General features: G+C 70.9%; 18 protein-coding genes. 1 reads left to right on the top strand and 17 read right to left on the bottom strand.

Annotation, left to right across the window (positions count from 1 at the left end; translation table 11 throughout):
- The 7 genes from AC1MIR_RS22905 to lpdA all read right to left on the bottom strand — a co-directional run.
- Positions 1-498: malonic semialdehyde reductase (locus tag AC1MIR_RS22905; protein ID WP_480030497.1), on the bottom strand; the 498-nt coding region annotated here is incomplete at its 3' end.
- A gap of 109 nt (positions 499-607) precedes the next feature.
- Positions 608-1174: a NifU family protein gene (locus AC1MIR_RS22900; protein ID WP_480030496.1), complete on the bottom strand. Its 567-nt coding sequence runs from the start codon at positions 1172-1174 to the stop codon at positions 608-610.
- Positions 1175-1270: 96 nt separating this feature from the next.
- Positions 1271-1765: a universal stress protein gene (locus AC1MIR_RS22895; RefSeq protein WP_480030495.1), complete on the bottom strand. Its 495-nt coding sequence runs from the start codon at positions 1763-1765 to the stop codon at positions 1271-1273.
- A complete protein-coding gene (locus tag AC1MIR_RS22890) occupies positions 1765-2526 on the bottom strand; it encodes a TIGR02186 family protein (protein ID WP_480030494.1) in 762 nt (253 codons plus the stop codon). Before AC1MIR_RS22890 ends, AC1MIR_RS22895 begins: the two co-directional genes overlap by 1 nt.
- Positions 2523-3431: a sulfite exporter TauE/SafE family protein gene (locus AC1MIR_RS22885; protein WP_480030493.1), complete on the bottom strand. Its 909-nt coding sequence runs from the start codon at positions 3429-3431 to the stop codon at positions 2523-2525. Before AC1MIR_RS22885 ends, AC1MIR_RS22890 begins: the two co-directional genes overlap by 4 nt.
- A gap of 124 nt (positions 3432-3555) precedes the next feature.
- Entirely contained in the window at positions 3556-4290 is a 735-nt protein-coding gene (locus AC1MIR_RS22880) for a hypothetical protein (RefSeq protein WP_480030492.1), read from the bottom strand.
- A gap of 145 nt (positions 4291-4435) precedes the next feature.
- On the bottom strand, positions 4436-5827 hold the full coding sequence (lpdA, locus tag AC1MIR_RS22875; RefSeq protein ID WP_480030491.1) for a dihydrolipoyl dehydrogenase: 1392 nt from the start codon (positions 5825-5827) through the stop codon (positions 4436-4438).
- Between the two features lie 119 nt (positions 5828-5946).
- Here lpdA and AC1MIR_RS22870 point away from each other — a divergent pair, with 119 nt between their 5' ends.
- The gene (locus tag AC1MIR_RS22870) at positions 5947-6837 is read left to right on the top strand and encodes an AraC family transcriptional regulator (protein WP_480030490.1); all 891 of its coding nucleotides are present in this window, start codon (positions 5947-5949) and stop codon (positions 6835-6837) included.
- 128 nt (positions 6838-6965) lie between these two features.
- Here AC1MIR_RS22870 and AC1MIR_RS22865 read toward each other — a convergent pair whose 3' ends face one another.
- The 10 genes from AC1MIR_RS22865 to zapE all read right to left on the bottom strand — a co-directional run bounded on the left by AC1MIR_RS22865 (position 6966) and on the right by zapE (position 20014).
- A complete protein-coding gene (locus AC1MIR_RS22865) occupies positions 6966-8309 on the bottom strand; it encodes an RtcB family protein (RefSeq protein ID WP_480030489.1) in 1344 nt (447 codons plus the stop codon).
- A gap of 272 nt (positions 8310-8581) precedes the next feature.
- Positions 8582-8857: a lysozyme inhibitor LprI family protein gene (locus tag AC1MIR_RS22860; RefSeq protein WP_480030725.1), complete on the bottom strand. Its 276-nt coding sequence runs from the start codon at positions 8855-8857 to the stop codon at positions 8582-8584.
- A gap of 177 nt (positions 8858-9034) precedes the next feature.
- Positions 9035-10288, bottom strand: coding sequence for a 2-oxoglutarate dehydrogenase complex dihydrolipoyllysine-residue succinyltransferase (gene odhB, locus AC1MIR_RS22855; RefSeq protein WP_480030488.1), 1254 nt, complete (start codon positions 10286-10288; stop codon positions 9035-9037).
- A gap of 22 nt (positions 10289-10310) precedes the next feature.
- Complete coding sequence (locus AC1MIR_RS22850; protein ID WP_480030487.1) at positions 10311-13220, bottom strand: 2-oxoglutarate dehydrogenase E1 component; 2910 nt, start codon at positions 13218-13220, stop codon at positions 10311-10313.
- A 191-nt stretch (positions 13221-13411) separates the two neighbouring features.
- Positions 13412-14308, bottom strand: coding sequence for a succinate--CoA ligase subunit alpha (gene sucD / locus AC1MIR_RS22845; RefSeq protein ID WP_480030486.1), 897 nt, complete (start codon positions 14306-14308; stop codon positions 13412-13414).
- 3 nt (positions 14309-14311) lie between these two features.
- Positions 14312-15508: an ADP-forming succinate--CoA ligase subunit beta gene (sucC, locus tag AC1MIR_RS22840; protein WP_480030485.1), complete on the bottom strand. Its 1197-nt coding sequence runs from the start codon at positions 15506-15508 to the stop codon at positions 14312-14314.
- 73 nt (positions 15509-15581) lie between these two features.
- Entirely contained in the window at positions 15582-16535 is a 954-nt protein-coding gene (gene mdh, locus AC1MIR_RS22835; protein ID WP_480030484.1) for a malate dehydrogenase, read from the bottom strand.
- 193 nt (positions 16536-16728) lie between these two features.
- Positions 16729-18111 carry an amidase gene (locus AC1MIR_RS22830; RefSeq protein ID WP_480030483.1) on the bottom strand — a complete coding sequence of 461 codons (1383 nt, stop codon included), beginning with the start codon at positions 18109-18111 and terminating at the stop codon, positions 16729-16731.
- 84 nt (positions 18112-18195) lie between these two features.
- A complete protein-coding gene (locus AC1MIR_RS22825) occupies positions 18196-18690 on the bottom strand; it encodes a hypothetical protein (protein ID WP_480030482.1) in 495 nt (164 codons plus the stop codon).
- 127 nt (positions 18691-18817) lie between these two features.
- Positions 18818-20014 (bottom strand): cell division protein ZapE, encoded by a 1197-nt coding sequence (zapE, locus tag AC1MIR_RS22820; protein WP_480030724.1) that lies wholly within the window; start codon positions 20012-20014, stop codon positions 18818-18820.
- Positions 20015-20159 lie beyond the last annotated feature (145 nt).

Below are 20159 nucleotides of genomic sequence, written 5' to 3'. Positions count from 1 at the left end.
GGGGGGGCCGCCAAACAACACCCCCCCCCCTTTGCTGTGGCCCCCCCCCCCCCCCCCCCCGCCACCCCGGCGGGCGCCCCGCGCCGCCAGGATCAGATAGGCACCCTGCAGCGTGCCGTTGCGGAACGCGCTGGTTTCGGCGAAAGCGGGGTTGCCGGCGAACCAGGACCGCGCATCGGCATGCGGGAAGAGGAAGGGCAGCTTCTCGTAGAACTCCACGTCATGGGCGACGATCACCGTGACCGGAGCGGTCATCGTCTTCTCGACGTTGCCGGGCGACAGGGCCTGCTTCAGCTTCGCCTTGCCCTCCGCCGTGCGGACGAAGACGAAGCGTGCCGGCGAGGAATTCGCCGAGGTCGGGGCGAATTTCAGGAGGTTGTAGATCTCCTCGAGCTTGGCGTCCGGCACGGGCCGGTGCTGCCAGGCGTTGTGCGTCCGCGCCTCGCGGAACAGCTGGTCGAGGGCCTTGTCGTCGAGCAGGGACGGATCGGACAGCATCGGGCGGCTCCCATTCGGATAGGATGCGAGGCCAGATGGGGCGGCATGCGGCCGCCGCCAGCATCGCCGGCCGGATGACCATCATCCGGCCGGTCAATGGCGACCGGGATCAGGCCTCGACCTGCTCCACCCGCTGCACTTCCGGCACGTAGTGCCGGAGCATGTTCTCCACGCCGTGCTTGAGCGTCGCCCGGGAGGACGGGCAGCCGCTGCAGGCGCCCTGCAGGTGCAGCTTCACCACGCCCTCGCGGAAGCCGCGGAAGACGATGTCGCCGCCATCGCCGGCCACGGCTGGGCGCACCCTCGTGTCCAGCAATTCCTTGATCTGGGCGACGATCTCGCCATCCTCCGGGGCGAAGTCCTCGTCCTCGGCCGCGGCCTCGCCGCCTTCCATCGCCGGCAGCCCGGAGAGGTAGTGCTCCATGATGGCGCTCAGCACCCGCGGACGCAGGGCCTGCCAGTCGGCATCCTCGGTCTTGGTGACCGTGACGAAGTCGTTGCCGAGGAAGACGCGGGCCACCTCGCCCACGCCGAAGATGCGCGCGGCGAGCGGGCTGCGGCCCTCGGTCTCCGTGGCCTGGGTGAAGTCGGCGGTGCCGCGCCCGCCCATGACGTCCCGGCCCGGCAGGAACTTCAGCGTGGCCGGGTTCGGCGTGCCTTCCGTCTCGATGAACATGTCGCTTCGTGATCCGCGTTCTGGTGCTGCGATACCAGACCCATGTGGTCCTTTTTGGCAATCCCTGCAACGCCGCCGCCCTGCCGCGCCGGCGGGTCAGGTCAGCCGTTCCAGCTCCTCGTCGGTGATGGCGCCGGGCACGATGGTCATCGGCACCGAGAGCTTGGCGGCATAGCGGCCGGCCAGCGCCGAGATCAGCGGGCCCGGGCCGGACCCGCCGGCGGCGGCGGCCAGCACCAGGATCGAGATGCGCGGGTCTTCCTCCAGCAACGCCAGCAGCTCGTCGCGCGGGTCGCCCTCGCGGATCAGCAGGATCGGGATGCCGCCGGTCAGCTCGTTCACCTCGGCCGCCAGGCCGGACAGCAGCTTCTCGGCCTCCTGCCGGCGTTCCTCCGCCAGCATCGCGCCGACGCCGGCCCATTCCACCTGGCCCGCCGGCTCGATCACGCGCAGCAGCGCCACGCGCCCGCCGCTCTTGCGCGCGCGCAGGCAGGCGTAGCGCAGGGCGACCCGCCGCTCGGGGCTGTCATCCACCACCACGAGGAAGACGCGGTCCCGCCGCGCCTGTGCCGCCGCCTCCGCCTCGCCCATCAGCTCCTCCGGAACAGCACGCTGCCCAGCCAGCCGGCGAACGCCGCGAGCAGGATGCAGGTCAGGGCATACACCACGGGCAGGTCGCGCGCGACATCGGCGATGCGCGCGGCCGAGCCCACCCGCTCCACGTCGAGCGCGAGGTCCTGGCGCGCCACCACCCTTCCTTCGCGCACCAGCATCACCTCCACGCGATAGACCCCGGTCGCGACGGTGGAGGGCACGGGAAGCCGGGCGTGGAACAGTCTGCCGCCGGACACCTCGACGGGCCGCACCTGGTCCACCCACAGGCCCTGGCGCTGCTTCAGCTCGCGCAGGGCGCGGCGGAACTGCGGGCCGGGACTGCCGATCTGGGGCAGTGGCAGCAGGTCGAGCCCGAGCCGCAGTTCGTTGCGCTCGGACGGGCCGAACATCAGCTCCACCGGGCGCGTTGCCGCCAGCGCCCAATAGGACGGGATGCGGTTGAACCGCGCCGAGGGGCCGTTGATCCAGAAGCCGAGCACGTCGATCTTCTGGCGCACCACCAGCGAGGTCTGCGGCCCGGTCGCCAGCACCACGATCTCGTCGGCGTCGCCGCCGATCAACCGGTCGGTCGCGCCGAACACCAGGATCTCGCCGCCGGTGAAGGCGGTGCTCACCTCGATCCGCCGCGTGGAAAGCTCCGCCGAGAGGGAGGGCGTCGCGCCCGGCTGCGCCCCGGCCGGGGCCGCCGTCAGCAGCAGCAGCAGGAACAGCGGCAGCAACGCCGCGCGGGGGCTCATGGCGCCGGCCCGATCACGAAAAGCTGCGCCGGCACGCGCAGCAGGTCCCAGAGCAGGGCGCCCGCCACCGCCAGCACCAGCGCACCGAGCAGCGCGCGCGTCTCCTCGCCGCGCAGCTTCGTGCCCATCTGCGCGCCGAACTGCGCGCCCACCACGCCGCCCGCGAGCAGCAGCAGCGTCAGCACGATGTCCACGCTGCCCACCTGCACCGCCTGAAGGAAGGTGACGTTGGCCGTGACGAAGACCACCTGGAACAGCGAGGTGCCGATCACCACCGAGGTGGGCATGCCGAGCAGGTAGATCATCGCCGGCACCAGCATGAAGCCGCCGCCCACGCCCATCACCGCGGAAAGCACGCCGATCGCGAAGCCGATCAGCAGCGGCGGGATGACGGAGATGTAGAGCCGCGACTTGCGGAAGCGCATCTTCAGCGGCAGGCCGTGGATCCAGAGATGCTCGTGCAGCCGCGCAGGGCGCGCCTTGCGCCGCCGCAGGATGGCGCCGACGCTCTCGCGCACCATCAGCGCGCCGACCGTGCCGAGAACCACCACGTAGAAGATCGCCACGGCCAGATCCACCTGGCCCGCGCGCCGCAGCCAGGCGAAGAGCTGCACGCCGGCCGCCGAGCCGAGGAAGCCGCCGACCAGCAGCACCAGCCCCATACGGACATCCACATTCCCGCGCCGCCATTGCGCCAGCAGGCCCGAGACCGAGGCGCCGAGCGTCTGGTTCGCGCCGGAGCCCACGGCGACCGCTGAGGGAATGCCGATCAGGATCAGCACCGGCGTGAGCAGGAACCCGCCGCCGACGCCGAACAGGCCCGAGAGCCAGCCCACGCCGAACCCGATGCCGAGCAGGAGCAGGGCATCCACCGACATCTCGGCGATCGGCAGATACACCTGCATCGCGTCGGGTGGTCTTCCACGTGAGCGTGGCCTGGGAAGGTCGGGATGCACCCGAACCGCGCGCGCCGCAAGCAGCAGGCAGGAATTTTTCGCGCCGTTCGACGATTCCGGAGCGCCGCTCGGCTCAGCCGAGGGATGGCGCTCCCGCGGGCCTGGCGCCGCGCGCGCCGGGTCGGAGCGCGCGCAGCGGCAGCAGCAGCCCCAGTGCCCCGGAAAGGAGAATCGCCAGGGACGGCGGTTCCGCCGCCGGGACGATCCGCCCCGACCAGGCGATCTCGCTGACGAAAGTCCAGGGATAGGCGGGATCCTGCACGAATTGCAGCGTCGGATCGCCCCGTCGCAGCCCGAGATTCGTGATCACGACCGGGCCGAACTCGCCCGGCGGCGGCGGGACGAAGGCGCGCGACACGCCGTTCACCACGATGTCCAGGGGCGCGCCCACGCCACCGACCTGCGTGTTGTCGAGCCAGATCGTGACGCCGTCCACGCGGATCAGGCAGCGGCAGGCCGGCGGGCGGAAGGCGAAGCGGATCAGCGGATCGGTCGCCGACACGCGTGTCCAACCGACATGCGGGCCCAGGCCCGCGGCGTCCGACACGCGGAACCAGGCGCCGTGCGCGACGACGCCGTCGGTCAGCTTGCCGGTGCCGTCGCGCAGCGGCGCGGCATCCTGGGTGACATCGCCGACGCCGCTATAGGTCCGGTCCCAGTAGTTCCAGGTCCCGCCCGAGGCGACGCCGTCGCCGTTCGGCATGGCGTAGGCGAAGACCGGGAAGACGCTGACCGTCGCCGCGGGCGCGGGCAGGGCGGCCAGGCTTGCCGCCGCGGTCAGGATCAGTCCGGCGATGGCGCCGCGCATGGCCTGCCCCCTCAGACGGAACGAAGCAGCCTGCGATCGGTCCGGCCCGACATGCAAGCCAGGGCATGTTCTGTCGCCGAACCGTGAACCCATCCGGCCACCGCGCAACCCGACCGGGCGCCCCGCGCCCAGGGCGCGGCCAGTCTCAGATGTGCAGCGCCCGCCCGTCCACCGCGAGGGCGGCTTCCTTCACCGCCTCGTTCAATGAGGGATGGGCGTGGCAGGTGCGCGCCACGTCCTCGGCGCTCGCGCCGAATTCCATGGCGATGGCGATCTCGGCGATCAGCGTGCCGGCATCCGGCCCGATGATGTGGGCGCCGAGCACGCGGTCGGTCGCCTTGTCCGCCAGGATCTTCACGAAGCCGTCGGTGTCGCCCATGGCGCGGGCGCGGCCATTCGCCGTGAAGGGGAACTTTCCGACCCTGTAGGCGACGCCACGCGCCTTCAGCTGCTCCTCGGTCTCGCCGATGCTCGCCACTTCCGGCCATGTGTACACCACGCCGGGGATGGCGCCGTAGTTCACATGCCCATGCTGGCCGGCCAGCATCTCGGCCAGCGCCACGCCCTCCTCCTCGGCCTTGTGGGCGAGCATCGGGCCGACGATGGCGTCGCCGATCGCGAAGATGCCCGGGACGCTGGTGGCGAAATGCGCATCGGTGACGACGCGCCCGCGCTCGTCCAGCGCGACGCCGACCTCCTTCAGGCCCAGCGCCTCGGTGTAGGCGCGGCGGCCGATCGCGAGCAGCACCACATCGGCGCGCAGCTCCTCGGCCTTGCCGCCCGCGGCGGGCTCCAGCGTCAGCGTCACGCCCGTCTCGTCCTGCTTCGCGGCGGTGACCTTGGTCTTGAGGCGGAACTTCATCCCCTGCTTGCCCAGGATGCGCTCGAAGGCCTTGCCGACCTCGTTGTCCATGCTGGGCACCAGGCGGTCAAGGAACTCCACCACCGTCACCTCGGCGCCGAGCCGGCGCCAGACGCTGCCGAGCTCGAGGCCGATATAGCCGCCGCCGATCACCACCAGGTGGCCGGGGACCTGGTCGAGCTCCAGCCCGCCGGTGGAGGTGACGACGCGCTTCTCGTCCACCGTGATGCCGGGCAGCGGGATGCTCTCGCTGCCCGTCGCGATGACGATGTTCTTCGTGTCGTAGGTCGTGCCATTCACTTCGACCTTTCCGGGCGCGGCGATGCGGCCCTCGCCCTTCAGCCAGGTCACCTTGTTCTTCTTGAACAGGAACTCGATGCCCTTGACGTTGGCCGAGACGACCTCGGCCTTGCGCGCCAGCATCTTCGCGAGGTCGAGCGAGACGGCGCCGACATTCACGCCATGCTCGGCCAGCTTGTGCTTCGCCTCCTCGAAATGCTCGGAGGATTGCAGCAGCGCCTTGGAGGGGATGCAGCCGACATTGAGGCAGGTTCCGCCCAGCGTCTGCCGCTTCTCGACGCAGGCGACCTTCATGCCGAGCTGCGCCGCGCGGATCGCGCAGACATAGCCGCCGGGTCCGGCGCCGATGACGATCACGTCGAAGCTTTCAGCCATGGGGTATGCCGTCCTGTCCTTGCCGGGCCGGACCATACGCAGCGCCGCGCCGCGCACAAGCCGCACCCGCCCGCCACTTCCGCAACCCGGATCAACTTGGCCTGCGGCATAAGGCGGCCATGCCCAGCGACCTTCCCGGCCCGGCCAAGGCCTCCACCCGGCTCGACTACGGGCGGCGCATCGCCCGCGCCATGGCGCTGATCGCCGCCGACCCGGCGCGCGACCATACGCTGGAGGAACTGGCCTCGGCCGCCGCCTTCAGCCCCTTCCACTTCCACCGGATCTACCGCGAGCTGACGGGCGAGACCCCGGCCGAAACCCTGGCGCGGGAGCGCCTCTCCCGTGCCGCCGCATTGCTGGTGCGCGGTGGCGCGCCGATCGCCGCCATCGCCCGCGCCAGCGGCTATGGCAGTGCCGCCGCCTTCACCCGTGCCTTCCGCGCCGCCTACGGCATCCCGCCGGCGGCCTATCGCGACCGCGGCGGCATCGGCCTGCCGCGTCCCCCCGCCCCGCATCGAGAGGAGACCGCCATGCACGAGATCACGATCCGCCAGGAACCCGCGCTGCGCCTCGCGGCGCTGGAACATCGCGGCGCCTATACCGGGATCGGGGGCAGCTTCGACCGGCTGATGGCCTGGGCCGCGGCGCGGCGGCTGATCGAGCCGGAGACGCGCTTCCTCGGCCTCTATCACGACGACCCGACCAGCGTGCCGGAGACGGACCTGCGCTCCGACGCCTGCCTGACCGTGCCGGCGGGCGTGGAGGGCGGGGAGGGCGTGCGCATCCTCGAATTGCCGCCGAGCCGCTGCGCCGTGATCGTGTTCAAGGGGCCCTATGCCGAGCTGGAGGGCGCCTATTCCTGGATCTACCGCGACTGGCTGCCCGGCAGCGGGGAGGAACCGGCCGACCAGCCGGTGCGGGAGGACTACCTGAACGACTGCCGCACCCTGCCGCCCGCCGAATGGCTGACGGCGATCCTGGTCCCGTTGAAGGAGAAGGTGGCGGCCTGAGCCGCCCCCCCCCGATAACGCACCCGGGCGGCAGGGGGGGGCAGTGGGTCAGGTAGTACTACCGCACCGGCGGGTGGGGCGGGGGGCCGCCCCCCCCCCCCCCCCCCCTTTCTCGCACCCGGGCGGGTTCAGTCCTTGAACGGATCGAACTCGCCCGGCCCCGCCATCGCCACCGCGAAAGGGCGGAGGCGATGCAGCACGCGGATGGTGCCGGTGTGGTGGGCCAGCACCTCAGGCAGGCGACGATAGGCCATCGGGCTCTCGTCCAGGTCGCCGCCCGAGACCATCACGCCGCGCCCGCGCAGCCAGGCGTCCATCTCGCCGCGCGTGAAGCGGCGCAGCGCCTCCTTCCGGCCGAAGACGCGACCGGCGCCGTGGACGGTGGAGTAGAGCGAGGCCGCGGCGGCCTCGCTCTCCACGCCTTCCAGGATCACCGCGTCGTCGCCCATGGAGCCGCCGACGAAGCCGCGCTGGCCGGGGAAGGCCGGCGTCGCGCCCTTGCGCACGACCCAGAGGTCGCGATCGCCATGCCGCTCCTTCCAGGCGTAGTTGTGGTGGTTGTGCACGGCATCGGTGATCGCGCCACCGATGATCGCGCGCACGCGCTCCACGACCCATTCGCGCCCGGCATAGGCGTAGCGCCCGGCCAGCTCCATCGCGGCCAGGTAGCGCGTGCCGATCTCCGACGCCTCGTCCACAACGGCGGGCGGGACATGCATGCCGTCCTTGCCGCCGGCGGCCTTCAGGTAGCGCGTGGCGCTGGTGTGACCCAGGCCGCGCGATCCGAAATGCACGCCGATCCAGACGAAGCCGGCCTCGTCCTCGAACAGGTCCACATAGTGGTTGCCCGAGCCGACGGTGCCGAGCTGCGCGGCCGCCTTCTGGCGGTAGTCCTCCATGCCGGAGGCCTGCCACGCATCGCGGTCGTCGAGCAGCGCGTGCTCCACGCGCTCCGCGTTGGCGCGGCCGACGCCGAAGGAGATCGCGCGGCGGATGTCGGCGAGGATCTCCGGCACGCGGTCCTTCGCGGCGGCGAAGGGCGTGTCGAGCCGCGCGGCCAGGTTGCCGCAGGCGATGTCGAAGCCGACGCCGCTGATACTGACCTGCCCCTCATAGGCGATCACGCCGCCGACCGGCTGCGCGTAGCCGAGATGCCCGTCCGCGCAGAGCGTCGCCGCCACGACGTTGCCGACGCGCATGCAGTTCCGCATCTGGCCGAGCGTGTTCGGCTCGTGCTCGCCGAAGACGGTCAGCGGCGCGTCGCGATAGGCCTCCGGCTGCTCCCCGAGCACGGCCCCGGCGCGCGCGATCGCCTCCTGCTGCAGCGCTGCGCGGGCGGCGTCGCGGAAGGGGATCCAGGCCGGCATGGACTTGCCGGGCTTGAGCGGGTTCGGGATGCGCGAATCGGGGTCGGTGCCGGCCGCCATGGCCAGCTCGCGCGCACGCGCCTCCAGCGGGTCGGAGGGACGCATCGGATGTACTTCTGCTTGTCAGTCGTCAGGGAAAGCGGCCCGCGGGCCGCGCGCGTGTCAGGCGAAGGACGGTCGAAGCCGGGCTTTGCCGAGGAAGCTGCCAGGTCGCGCGCCGACGTTCCGACCCTGCGCGTGCAGGAGCGGGTCGCAGGCGACGACAGCGCGGAGCGCGTTCGGCAGCATGGGACACACGATCATCTCGCCGGAACGATTTCCGGCGAGGGCGCGGCTGATACGGGAAGCGCGCCACGCGATGCAAGCAGAAAATGCGGTCAGCGCGGGCCCATGAAATCCAGCAGATCGCGAAGCTCGGCCTCGCGGACGAGTGTGCGACGGAGCCGGCACAGGGCGATGTCGGCCGGTGCCTGGCTGCCCGGTGCGCCATCGGCACGCGCGTACAGGCCACAATGGAGGTCACGGTAACGCCGCCAGTGCCGCTGCGCCTCGGCGACGTCGGTCAGACGCAACGAGAGGTCCGGCGCCCTCGCCGCATCGAGCAGCGCGTCGAGGCGAGAGTCGGCAGCGTGGGTGGCCTCGTTCGCGCAGATCGCGAGGCCGATGGGCGTGGCGCCCAGGTCGCCGTCGAGGCAGTCCTGCAGCGGATCGGCCCGTGCCGCGGCGGTGGTGATGACGGCCAGGACCAGCGCAGCCAGGACGAGAAATGGGCGAGCCTGCCGGGCCCGCCCCCTGCATGCGACGATCCGTCGCGACCGCTCGGGCAGGGTCTACACGTCCAGCATCAGCCGGCGCGGATCCTCGATGGCTTCCTTCATGCGCACGAGGAAGCTGACCGCCTCCTTCCCATCCACGATGCGGTGGTCGTAGCTCAGCGCGATGTACATCATCGGGCGGATCTCGACCTTTCCGCCGACGGCCATCGGGCGCTCCTGGATCTTGTGCATGCCGAGGATGCCGGACTGCGGCGGGTTCAGGATCGGCGTGGACATCAGCGATCCGTAGATGCCGCCATTGGTGATGGTGAAGCTGCCGCCGGTCAGCTCATCGAGCTTCAGCGCGCCGTCGCGGGCGCGGCGGCCGAAATCGCCGATGGACTTCTCGATCTGCGCGAAGCCGAGCTGGTCGGCATTGCGCAACACCGGCACCACGAGCCCAGACGGCCCGCCGACCGCGATGCCCATATGGACGAAGTGCTTGTAGATGATCTCGTCGCCCTCGATCTCCGCGTTCACCGCGGGGAATTCCTTCAGCGCGGCGACGCAGGCCTTCACGAAGAAGCTCATGAAGCCGAGCTTCACGCCGTGGCGTTTTTCGAACGTATCCTTGTAGTCGTTCCGCAGCGCCATCACCGCGCCCATGTCCACCTCGTTGAAGGTGGTGAGCATCGCGGCGGTGTTCTGCGCTTCCTTGAGGCGGCGCGCGATGGTCTGGCGCAGGCGCGTCATCTTCACGCGCTCCTCGCCCGTCTCCAGCGCGCGCGCGGCCTTCGGTGGCGGGGCGGCGGCCGCGGCGGGGGCGGTTGCGGGGCGGCTCAGGAAGTCCAGCACGTCGCCCTTGGTGATGCGCCCGTCCTTGCCCGTGCCGGCGATCTGCCCGGCGCCGACGCCGGCATCGGCCATCAGCTTCGTCGCCGCGGGGCCGTTCGGCAGGGAAGCGGTGGGCTCGCCGGGCCGCGTCACGGGGCCCGAGGGCGCGCGCGGCGGCTCGACATGCGGCGCGGCGGCCACGACGGGCGCGGGCGTCGGCGCGGTCGGCGTGCCGGAGGAGGCCGGGCGCGGCGCGGCGGCGCCAGCCGTGATGGTCCCGAGCACGGCGCCGGCGGCGACTTCCGCGCCCTCATTGGCGGCGATCGCCTCGATGACGCCGGCGGCCGGGGCGTTGACCTCGACGGTCACCTTGTCGGTCTCGAGTTCCACCAGCGGCTCATCGGCCGCTACCGCCTCTCCGGCCTTCTTGAGCCAGCGCGCCACCGTGGCGCTCGACACGCTCTCCCCGAGCGGGGGAACCAGGATCTCCGTCATCGTCGCTCTGCCTCTCGCGTGCTCAGGCCAATCTCAGGGCCTGGCGCACCAACGTCTCTTGCTGTTGCTGATGGATGCGCGCGAGGCCGGTGGCCGGGCTCGCCGCTTCCTCGCGTCCGATGTAGCGCGGCCGCCGCGCCTTGTGTTCCAGCCCGCCCAGCACCTTCTCGATGCGGCGGTCCACGAAGGTCCAGGCGCCCATGTTCTCGGGCTCCTCCTGGCACCACACCACCTCGGCGTTCACGTAGGGCGCCAGCGCCTTGCCCAGGCTCGTCTGCGGGAAGGGATAGAGCTGCTCCAGCCGCACGATGGCGACATCCGTCACGCCCTTGTCCCGCCGCTCCTGCAGCAGGTCGTAATAGACCTTGCCGGTGCAGAGCACGACGCGCTTCACCTCCGCATCCGGGGCGATCGCATCCACCTCCGGGATCACGTACTGGAACCCGCTGCCCGGCGCGAAATCCGCCAGCGAGGACACCGCCAGCTTGTGCCGCAGCAGCGACTTCGGCGTCATCAGCACCAGCGGCTTGCGGTAGTTCGCCTTGAGCTGCCGGCGCAGCGCATGAAAGTAGTTGGCCGGCGTGGTGAGGTTCCCCACCCGCATGTTGCGCTCCGCGCAGAGCTGCAGGTAGCGCTCGAGCCGCGCGGAGGAATGCTCCGGCCCCTGGCCCTCGTAGCCATGCGGCAGCAGCATCACCAGGCCCGACATGCGCAGCCACTTCGTCTCGGCGCTGGCGATGAACTGGTCGATGATGACCTGCGCGCCGTTGGCGAAGTCGCCGAACTGCGCTTCCCACAGCACGAGCGTGCGCGGATCGGCCAGCGAGTAGCCGTATTCGAAGCCGAGCACGCCGAACTCCGACAGCAGGGAGTTGAACGCCTCGAAGCGCGGCTGCCCGGCGCGGATGTTGTTCAGCGGGACGTATTCCGCCTGCGTTTTCTGGTCGACCAGGTAGGCGTGGCGGTGGCTGAAGGTGCCGCGCTGCACGTCCTCGCCCGAGAGGCGCACGCGATGGCCTTCCAGCAGCAGCGTGCCGAAGGCCAGCGCCTCGCCGGTCGCCCAGTCGATTCCCTCGCCGGTGTCGATCGCCTGCTTCTTCGAGTCGAGCTGGCGGGCGATCTTCGGGTTGACGGCGAAGTCGGACGGAACGCGCGTCAGCGCCGCGCCCACCTCGCGCAGCGCGTCGAGGCCGACGGCCGTCTCATGCAGCTTCTCGACCTCCTCGCCGACGGCAACCGCCTTGAGGCCCGACCAGTGGCCTTCCAGCCAATCCGCCTTGTTCGGCCGGAAGCTCTGCGCCGCCTGGAAGGCGTCCTCCAGCGTGGCGTTGAAGGCCTCCCACATCGCCTTCGACTCCTCGGCCGAGAGCGAGCCTTCCCGCGCCAGCTTCTCGGCGTAGAGGGTGCGCGTGGTGCGCATCTCCTTGATGCGGCCATACATGATCGGCTGGGTGAAGGCAGGCTCGTCCGTCTCGTTGTGGCCGTGGCGGCGGTAGCAGACGATGTCGAGCACGATGTCGGCGCCGAACTGCATGCGGAACTCGGCCGCCATCTTCGCGCAGAACACCACCGCCTCGGGGTCGTCGCCGTTCACGTGCAGGATCGGCACCTGGATGCTCTTGGCGACGTCGGTGCAGTAGAGGCCCGAATAGGCGTGCGCCGCGACGGTGGTGAAGCCGATCTGGTTGTTGGTGACGATGTGGATGGTGCCGCCGGTGCGGTAGCCGATGAGCTGGCTCATCGCCAGCGTCTCATACACGACGCCCTGGCCGGCGAAGGCCGCGTCGCCATGCAGCGTGATGCCCATCACGGTCCGCCGCGTCTTGGTGTCGCCCGCCATGTCCTGCCGCGCGCGCACCTTGCCGACCACCACCGGGTCCACCGCTTCCAGGTGCGAGGGGTTCGGCTGCAGAGAGAGATGCACCATGCGCCCGGCGATCTCGATGTCGGTCGAGGTGCCGAGATGGTATTTCACGTCGCCCGAGCCCTGCACGTCCTCGGGGTGGGCGGAGACGCCCTTGAATTCCGAGAAGACGGCCGAGTAGGGCTTGCGGACGACGTTCACCAGCACGTTGAGCCGGCCGCGATGGGCCATGCCGATGGTGACCTCGTTCACGCCGAGCGCGGCCGCGGTCTCGATCACCGTCTCGATCGCGGGGATGGTGCTCTCGCCGCCTTCCAGGCCGAAGCGCTTGGTGGTGGCGTATTTCTTGGCGCAGAAGGCCTCGAAGCCCTCGGCCTCGGTCAGCTCCTGCAGGATCTTCGTCTTCTCGTCCTTGCCGAAGGCCGTCAGCCAGGGCGCGCCCTCGATGCGGCGCTGGATCCAGGATTTCTGGTCGGGGTCCTGGATGTGCATGAACTCGACGCCGATCGAGCCGCAATAGGAGGCGCGGCAGATCGCCAGGATCTCGCGCAGCGTCGCGTATTCCTTGCCGAGCACGAAATCGAGGAAGATCGGCCGGTCCATGTCGGCCTCGGTGAAGCCGTAGGTCGCCGGCGAGAGCTCGGCATGCGGCGGCGGCTTCTGCAGGCCAAGCGGGTCGAGCTGCGCTTCAAGATGGCCGCGCACGCGGTAGCTGCGGATCAGCATCAGCGCGCGGATGGAATCCAGCACCGCGCGCTGCGCCGCCGCCTTGTCCACGGTGGGCGCGGCCGCGCCGGCGGGGGCGCCGGCCGGCGCCGCCTTGCCGTCCTTGCGCGGCGCGGGCGGGGGCTCGGGGTCCGGGCCGAACCGGCCGCGGGTGCGCGGCGCCCAGGAGGCGCCCGAGGCGTCCTCCAGCACGGCGCGGGCCTCGTCGTTCAGCGCGGCGAAGAGCTCGGCGAAGGAGGGATCGACGCTGTCCGGCTTCTCCACCCAGCGGGCGTAGAGATCGGCGAGGAAGGCGGCGTTCGCCCCCGACATCGCGCTCGCAAGGATGTCCACTCCGGCCATCATGTCCTCCTCGGCGGGGGCCTGCCTGGCTGCCGCCGGATCCTCAACCCCTTCGTTCCGGGTTCCGTCCCGGATACGCGACCGCCGCCCGATGGGGCGGCGGCCTGTCGCCTATATGGTCACCGGGGCGGCTTTGCGGCAGAGCCGTGCCCCGCCGGCCCGCAGCCTCCGCCCCGGACCCTGCCGAAGCCTTAACGGCCCAGCGCCTTCACCATGGTCGAGCCCAGCGCCGCGGGGCTGTCCGCCACCCGGATGCCGGCCGAGGCCATGGCCTCCATCTTCGCCGCCGCGGTGTCCCGTCCGCCGGAGATCACCGCGCCGGCATGGCCCATCCGCCGCCCGGCGGGCGCCGTGGCGCCGGCGATGAAGCCGACCACCGGCTTGTTCGGCTTGCCGGGGGCGAAGTTCTCGCGCCGGAGGAACTCGGCCCCTTCCACCTCGGCCTCGCCGCCGATCTCGCCGATCATGATGAGGGACTTCGTCTCCTCGTCCTTCAGGAACATCGCGAGCACGTCCACGAAGTCGAGACCCTTCACCGGGTCGCCGCCGATGCCGACGCAGGTGGACTGGCCGAGCCCGGCGGCCGTGGTCTGCGCCACCGCCTCATAGGTCAGCGTGCCGGACTTTGAGACGATTCCGACCGATCCGCGGCGGTGGATATGGCCGGGCATGATGCCGATCTTGCACGCTTCGGGCGTGATGACGCCGGGGCAGTTCGGCCCGACCAGCCGCGACTTCGAGCCCGACAGCGCGCGCTTCACCTTCACCATGTCGAGCACCGGGATGCCCTCGGTGATGCAGATGATCAGCGGCACCTCGGCGTCGATCGCCTCCAGGATGGCGTCGGCCGCGAAGGGCGCGGGAACGTAGATGACGGAGGCATCGGCGCCGGTCGCGGCGACGCATTCGGCCACCGTGTTGAACACCGGCAGGTTCAGCTCCGGGTGCATCGTGCCGCCCTTGCCCGGCGTGGTGCCGCCCACGTAGGTGGTGCCGTAGGCGATGCCCTGCGACGCGTGGAAGGTACCCTGGGCCCCGGTGAAGCCCTGGGTCATGACGCGGGTGTGCTTGTCGACGAGGATGGCCATCGCTCAGGCCGCCTTCTTCACTGCGGTGACGACCTTCTGGGCGGCGTCGGCGAGGTTGTCGGCCGGTATGATGGCGAGCCCGCTCTCGGCCAGGATGCGTTTGCCGAGCTCGACATTGGTGCCTTCGAGCCGCACGACGAGCGGCACCGAGAGCGACAGGCTCTTCGACGCCTCGACGATGCCGGTCGCGATCATGTCGCACTTGGCGATGCCGCCGAAGATGTTCACCAGGATGGCCTTCACGTTCGGATCGCTGGTGATGATCCGGAACGCCTCGGTCACCCGCGCGGCGTTCGCCGTGCCGCCGACATCGAGGAAGTTCGCCGGGCTGCTGCCATAGAGCTTGATGATGTCCATCGTGGCCATCGCCAGGCCCGCGCCGTTGACCATGCAGCCGATCTCGCCGTCCAGCGCAACGTAGTTCAGGTCGAACTTCGCCGCGTCCAGCTCCTTCGGATCCATCTCGCTGTCGTCGCGCAGCGCCTCGAGGTCCTTGTGGCGGAACAGCGCGTTGTCGTCGAAGGAGACCTTGGCGTCGAGTGCGACGATCTCGCCCTTGCCGGTGACGACCAGCGGGTTGATCTCCACGATCGCGCAATCCAGCTCGAGGAAGGCGCCGTAGAGCGCGGTGACGAACTTCGTGAAGCTCGCCACCTGCTTGCCTTCCAGCCCGAGGCCGAAGGCGAGCTTGCGGGCGTGGAAGCCGGAGATGCCGGAGGCCGGGTCCACATGGACCTTCAGGATCTTCTCGGGGTGGTGCGCCGCCACCTCCTCGATCTCCATCCCGCCCTCGGTCGAGGCCATGATCACCACGCGGGAGGTGTCGCGGTCCACCAGCAGGCCGAGATAGAGCTCGCGCCTGATGTCGCAGCCATCCTCGACATAGACGCGGGAGACGACCTTGCCCTGCGGCCCGGTCTGCTTGGTGACCAGCGTCCTGCCGATCATCGCCTCGGCCGCGGCGCGGACCTCGTCCAGCGACTTCACCACGCGCACGCCGCCCTTGCCGTTCGGGTCTTCCTTGAACCGCCCGGCGCCGCGCCCGCCGGCATGGATCTGCGACTTCACGACATAGACGGGGCCGGGCAGCTTTCTGGCACCCTCCACGGCTTCCTCGGCCGTCCAGGCGACATGGCCGTCGAGCACGGCGACGCCGTAGCGGCGCAGCAGCTCCTTGCCCTGGTACTCGTGGATGTTCATCCGGTCAGCTCCAGATCCCCTCCCCCGCAAGCGGGGGGAGGGTCAGGGTGGGGGGCGCGCGACCTCGGAGACTTCAGACGCCGAGCTTCCGAAAATCCTCGATCAGCTTCTTCACCGCGTCGCAGGACTTGTCGAAGGCCGCCTTCTCCTCCGGCGTGAACTGCACTTCCAGCACGCGCTCCACGCCGTTCGCGCCGATCACCACCGGCACGCCGACATAGAAGTCCTTCTGGCCGTATTCGCCGTTCAGCAGCACCGCGCAGGGCAGCACGCGCTTCTTGTCGAGCAGGTAGCTCTCCGCCATGGCGATCGCGGACGCGGCCGGGGCGTAGAAGGCGCTGCCCTTCTCCAGCAGCTTCACGATCTCGCCGCCGCCATTGGCGGTACGGGCGACGATCGCGTCGATCTTCTCCTGCGTGGTCCAGCCCATCTTGATCAGGTCCGGCACCGGCACGCCGGCGACGGTGGAGTAGCGGGTCAGCGGCACCATCGTGTCGCCATGGCCGCCGAGCACGAAGGCGGTCACGTCCTCGACGCTGACGCCGAATTCCTGCGCGAGGAAGAGGCGGAAGCGCGCGCTGTCCAGCACGCCGGCCATGCCGACGACCTTGTTGGCGGGCAGGCCCGACTTCTGCTGCAGCGCCCAGACCATGACGTCCAGAGGGTTGGTGATGCAGATGACGAAGGCGTTCGGGCAGTAGGTCCTGATGCCCTCCGCCACCTGGCCCATCACCGCGGCGTTCTTGGTGAGCAGGTCGTCGCGGCTCATGCCCGGCATGCGGGGGAAGCCGGCGGTGACGATCACCACGTCGGCGTCCTTGATGGCGGCGTAGTCGCCGGCGCCCACCATGTGGCTGTCGAAGCCGTCCACCGGGCCGGACTGCATGATGTCGAGCGCCTTGCCCGCGGCGACGCCCGGGAAGACGTCGAACAGCACGACGTCGCCGAGCTCCTTCAGGCCGATCAGATGGGCGAGCGTGCCGCCGATGTTGCCGGCGCCGACGAGGGCGATCTTCTTGCGGGCCATGCGCGGTCCTCAAACCTGGCCCGGCCGCCGGTGCGGCTGGTCCCGGGCATGTCGTTTTTCAAGGGCGATGACCGCCCCGCGGGTTCCTACTCCCGCGGTGCACCATGGGCAAGGCGGGGCGGGCGCCATGCGCCGTGCGACGGAACTTCGCCGTTTTCGGCATAGGAATGCATTGACAGTCCGCGCGCCGACCTCACGGAGCAGGCCAGGAAGAAGGCCAGTCCAGCGCCGTCTCCAACGCGGCGGCCGCCGCCAGGATCGGCGCTTCCCCATGCCATGGCCCGACCAGTTGCAGCCCGATCGGCGTGCCTTCGGCCCCGAAGCCCACCGGCACCGAGGCGCCGGGGTTGCCCGTGAGGTTCAGCGGATAGAGCGGCGCCGCCCATTCCGCATAGAAGTCGGTGGCGATGGACCCGCCGGCGTCGAGCGCCACGGGCGGCGCCAGCAGGGTCGGCGTGGCGACCAGGTCGAAGCGCGCGAACAGGCCCTGCACGGCCCGGTGCAGCGCCCCGCGCCGGTCCATCGCCCGCACCAGTTCGGCGCCGGACCAGCGCCGGCCGATGGCGATGCTTTCGCGCAGCGAGGCTGTCATGCGGTCGCCCTGCTTCTCCTCCAGCGGGCCGAGGCGCGCGGCATGGGCGCTCGTGGCGATGACGCGGTAGATCGCGAAGGCGTCGTCGAAGCAGGGATCGCTCAGATCCTCCGTGACGGCGCCGGCCGCTTCCAGCGCGGCACGGGCGCCGCGCATCGCCGCCAGCACCTCGGGATGCGTGCGATACCTGCCGACATGGTCCATCCAGCCGATCCGCATGCCCTTCACGGCGGGACGCCGCGGCGTGGGCGGGGCGAGCAGGGACCAGGGATCGCGCGCCTCCGGCCCCTGCATGATGTCGAACATCAGGGCGCAATCCGCGACGGTGCGCGCCATGGGCCCGACGAACGCATAGTTGCCGAAGGGATCGGGGAAGGTCTCGTTCGGGATCTTTCCCAGCGTCGCCTTCAGCCCCACCACGCCCGTGCAGCTTGCCGGGCAGCGGATCGAGCCGCCGCCGTCGCTGCCGATCGCCAGCGGCGCCACGCCCGCCGCGAGCGCGGCGCTGGCGCCGCCCGAGGAGCCGCCCGGCGTGCGCTCCCGGTGCCAGGGGTTGCGCGTCACGCCGCAGGCCAGGCTGTCGGTCAGCACCTTGTGCGCGAATTCCGGCAGCGTCGTCTTGCCGATGGGGATCGCGCCCGCGGCGACGAGCCGCTCCACCACTGCCCAGCTTTCCACCGCCGGCGGCGCCTGCGTCGCGACGCTGCCATTGCCGGTCGGCAGGCCGCGCATCGCAACATTGTCCTTCACCGTGAAGGGCACGCCATGCAGGGGCCCGAGCGGGTCGCCGCGCAACACCGCGGCTTCGGCCCGCTTCGCGGCCTCCCGCGCCGCGTCGAACAGCGGCAGCGCGAACAGGTTGAGCCGCGCATGCTGGCGCTCCGCCTGCGCCAGCACCGCCTCCATCACCTCCACCGGGGAGACGCGCTTCGCCCCGATGTCCGCCGCGAGGCGCGTCGCCGGGATTTGCCAGGGTTCCGTCACGCGGTCCGCGCCCGCGCGATCATCGCGTGGAGGCGCACGCTGCCGGCACGGCCGAAATCCGCCGGTCTGGCCGGCCGACCTCGTTCAGAGCGGCATGCACCGCACCACGTCGTCATGCCCGCGTGCCAGCGTGGCGAAGGTTCCGGCCGGGCATTCCTGCTGCGCGTAGCTGGCGTTCGGCAGGCCGCTCTGCCAGCCCGCGACGCTGCTCTGTGCCGGCGCGCAGCGGGTGCGGCCATTGCGCCGCGTGCACTCCTGCGCAGCGTTGCGCGGCACGGCAGCCGCGGAGGTGCCGCGCGCGGCGACGCCGTTGCGCGAGCTGCGCGATGTGGTCTGCTGGCGCGACGTTGTCTTCTGGCGCGACGTGCTGCGCGAGGCCGCAGAGTCACGCGACGAGGACCGGGAGGAGGCGCTGCGCCGCGTGGTCTCTTCCCGCGTGCTGCGGGACCGCGCCTCCTGGGTCTGCTGCGCCTGCGCGCTTCTGCCGGCTGTTGTCCGCGTCGTGTCGTCGCGCCGCGCGGCTTCCGCCGTCGGCAGCGAGCAGGCAAGAACGATCAACGCCAGCAGGATCCTGCGCATGCGTACGGTCATCCCCTTCTGGTGCTGCCGCCCACCGACGGGGCGGCCGGTCCCCCCTGGACCACGTCACGACGGTGAGTCTCTAGACCCGTGTCGCGTGGCCGTGTCAACGCCCGATCTTCAGATTCTAGGTGAGGTGCGGACGGCCCCGCCAATCGCGGCTCTGCATCTCGTGCAGGCGGCTTGCCGTGCGGGCAAACATCGCCGCATTCTCGCCACGTTCGTAGATGCGATCGGGGCTCGCCGCCGCACTCGCGACCAGCTTCACGCGATGCTCGTACAGCGCGTCCACCAGCGTGATGAAGCGCTTCGCCTTGTCGAAATTCTCCTCGCCGAGTCGCGGGATTCCGTCCAGCAGCAGCGTGTGGAAATGCGTCGCGACGGCGAGATAGTCCGCCGGTCCCAGCGGCTGCCCGCAGAGCGAGTCGAAGTCGAATCGCGCCACGCCCTCCACCGCCTGCGGCACCGTGATCGCGCGGCCGAGCAGCGTCAGCTTCATCGGCGCGCCGTGGTCCTGCCCCGTCAGGTCGCGGAAGGCGCGATCCATCGCGGCCTCGGCGCGCGCATCCGCCGGCATGTGCCAGGTCGGCATGTCGAGCATGCGTTCCCGCCGGTAGTCGCGCGCGGCGTCCAGCACCAGCACCTCCAGCCGCCGCTTGATCAGCGCGATGAAGGGCAGGAAGGCGTCGCGCCCTGGCCTGCCCTTGAACAGGTCGTCGGGCGCGGTGTTGCTCGTCGCGACCACGACGGTGCCGCGCGCGAACAGCGCCTGGAACAGCCGGCCGAGGATCATCGCATCGGCGATGTCGTGCACCTGGAACTCGTCGAAGCAGAGCAGCGCCGCCTCCTCCGCGATCGAATCCGCAAGCGGCGGGATCGGATCGGCGTCGCGCGGGTCGCGCGCGGAGGGAACGTCGCCATGCCGGCGCTTCCAGGCGTGGATGCGCGCATGCACGCGGTGCTGCATGAATTCGTGGAAGTGGATGCGCTGCTTGCGCGGCACCTCGGCCGTCGCGAAGAACAGGTCCATCAGCATGGACTTGCCGCGCCCGACCTCGCCGACGAGGTAGAGCCCCATCGGCGTGCCGGCCGGCGCCTCTTCCGGCGCCACCGGCTTGCGGCGCAGGAAGCGCCCGAAGAAGCCTCCCTGCTCGGGTTCCTCCGGATGCGGGTCGTAGCCGCGGGTGCGGCGCCAGAGATCCTGCAGCATCTCCGCCGCGCGGGCCTGGGCGGGATCGGGTTGCAGCGTCCCCTCGGCGACCATGGCGCGATAGGCGGGCAGGGGGCCCCCGGCCGGGGCCCCGGCGGCGGGCGAGGCATCCATCGGCGGCGCGATACGCCGCGCGTCGCCTGGCGGCAACCCGGCCGCGGTTGACGCCCCGCCCCCCCCCCCCCCCGCCGGCGCGGGGCCCGGCCCCCCCCCCGGGTGGCGCCAGGCGCCGCCCGGTTCTACGCGCCCGCCGGCGGGG

It is taken from the genome of Falsiroseomonas sp. RANM36, from assembly GCF_056682175.1.
This window is presented reverse-complemented; position numbering and strand designations above follow the sequence as displayed.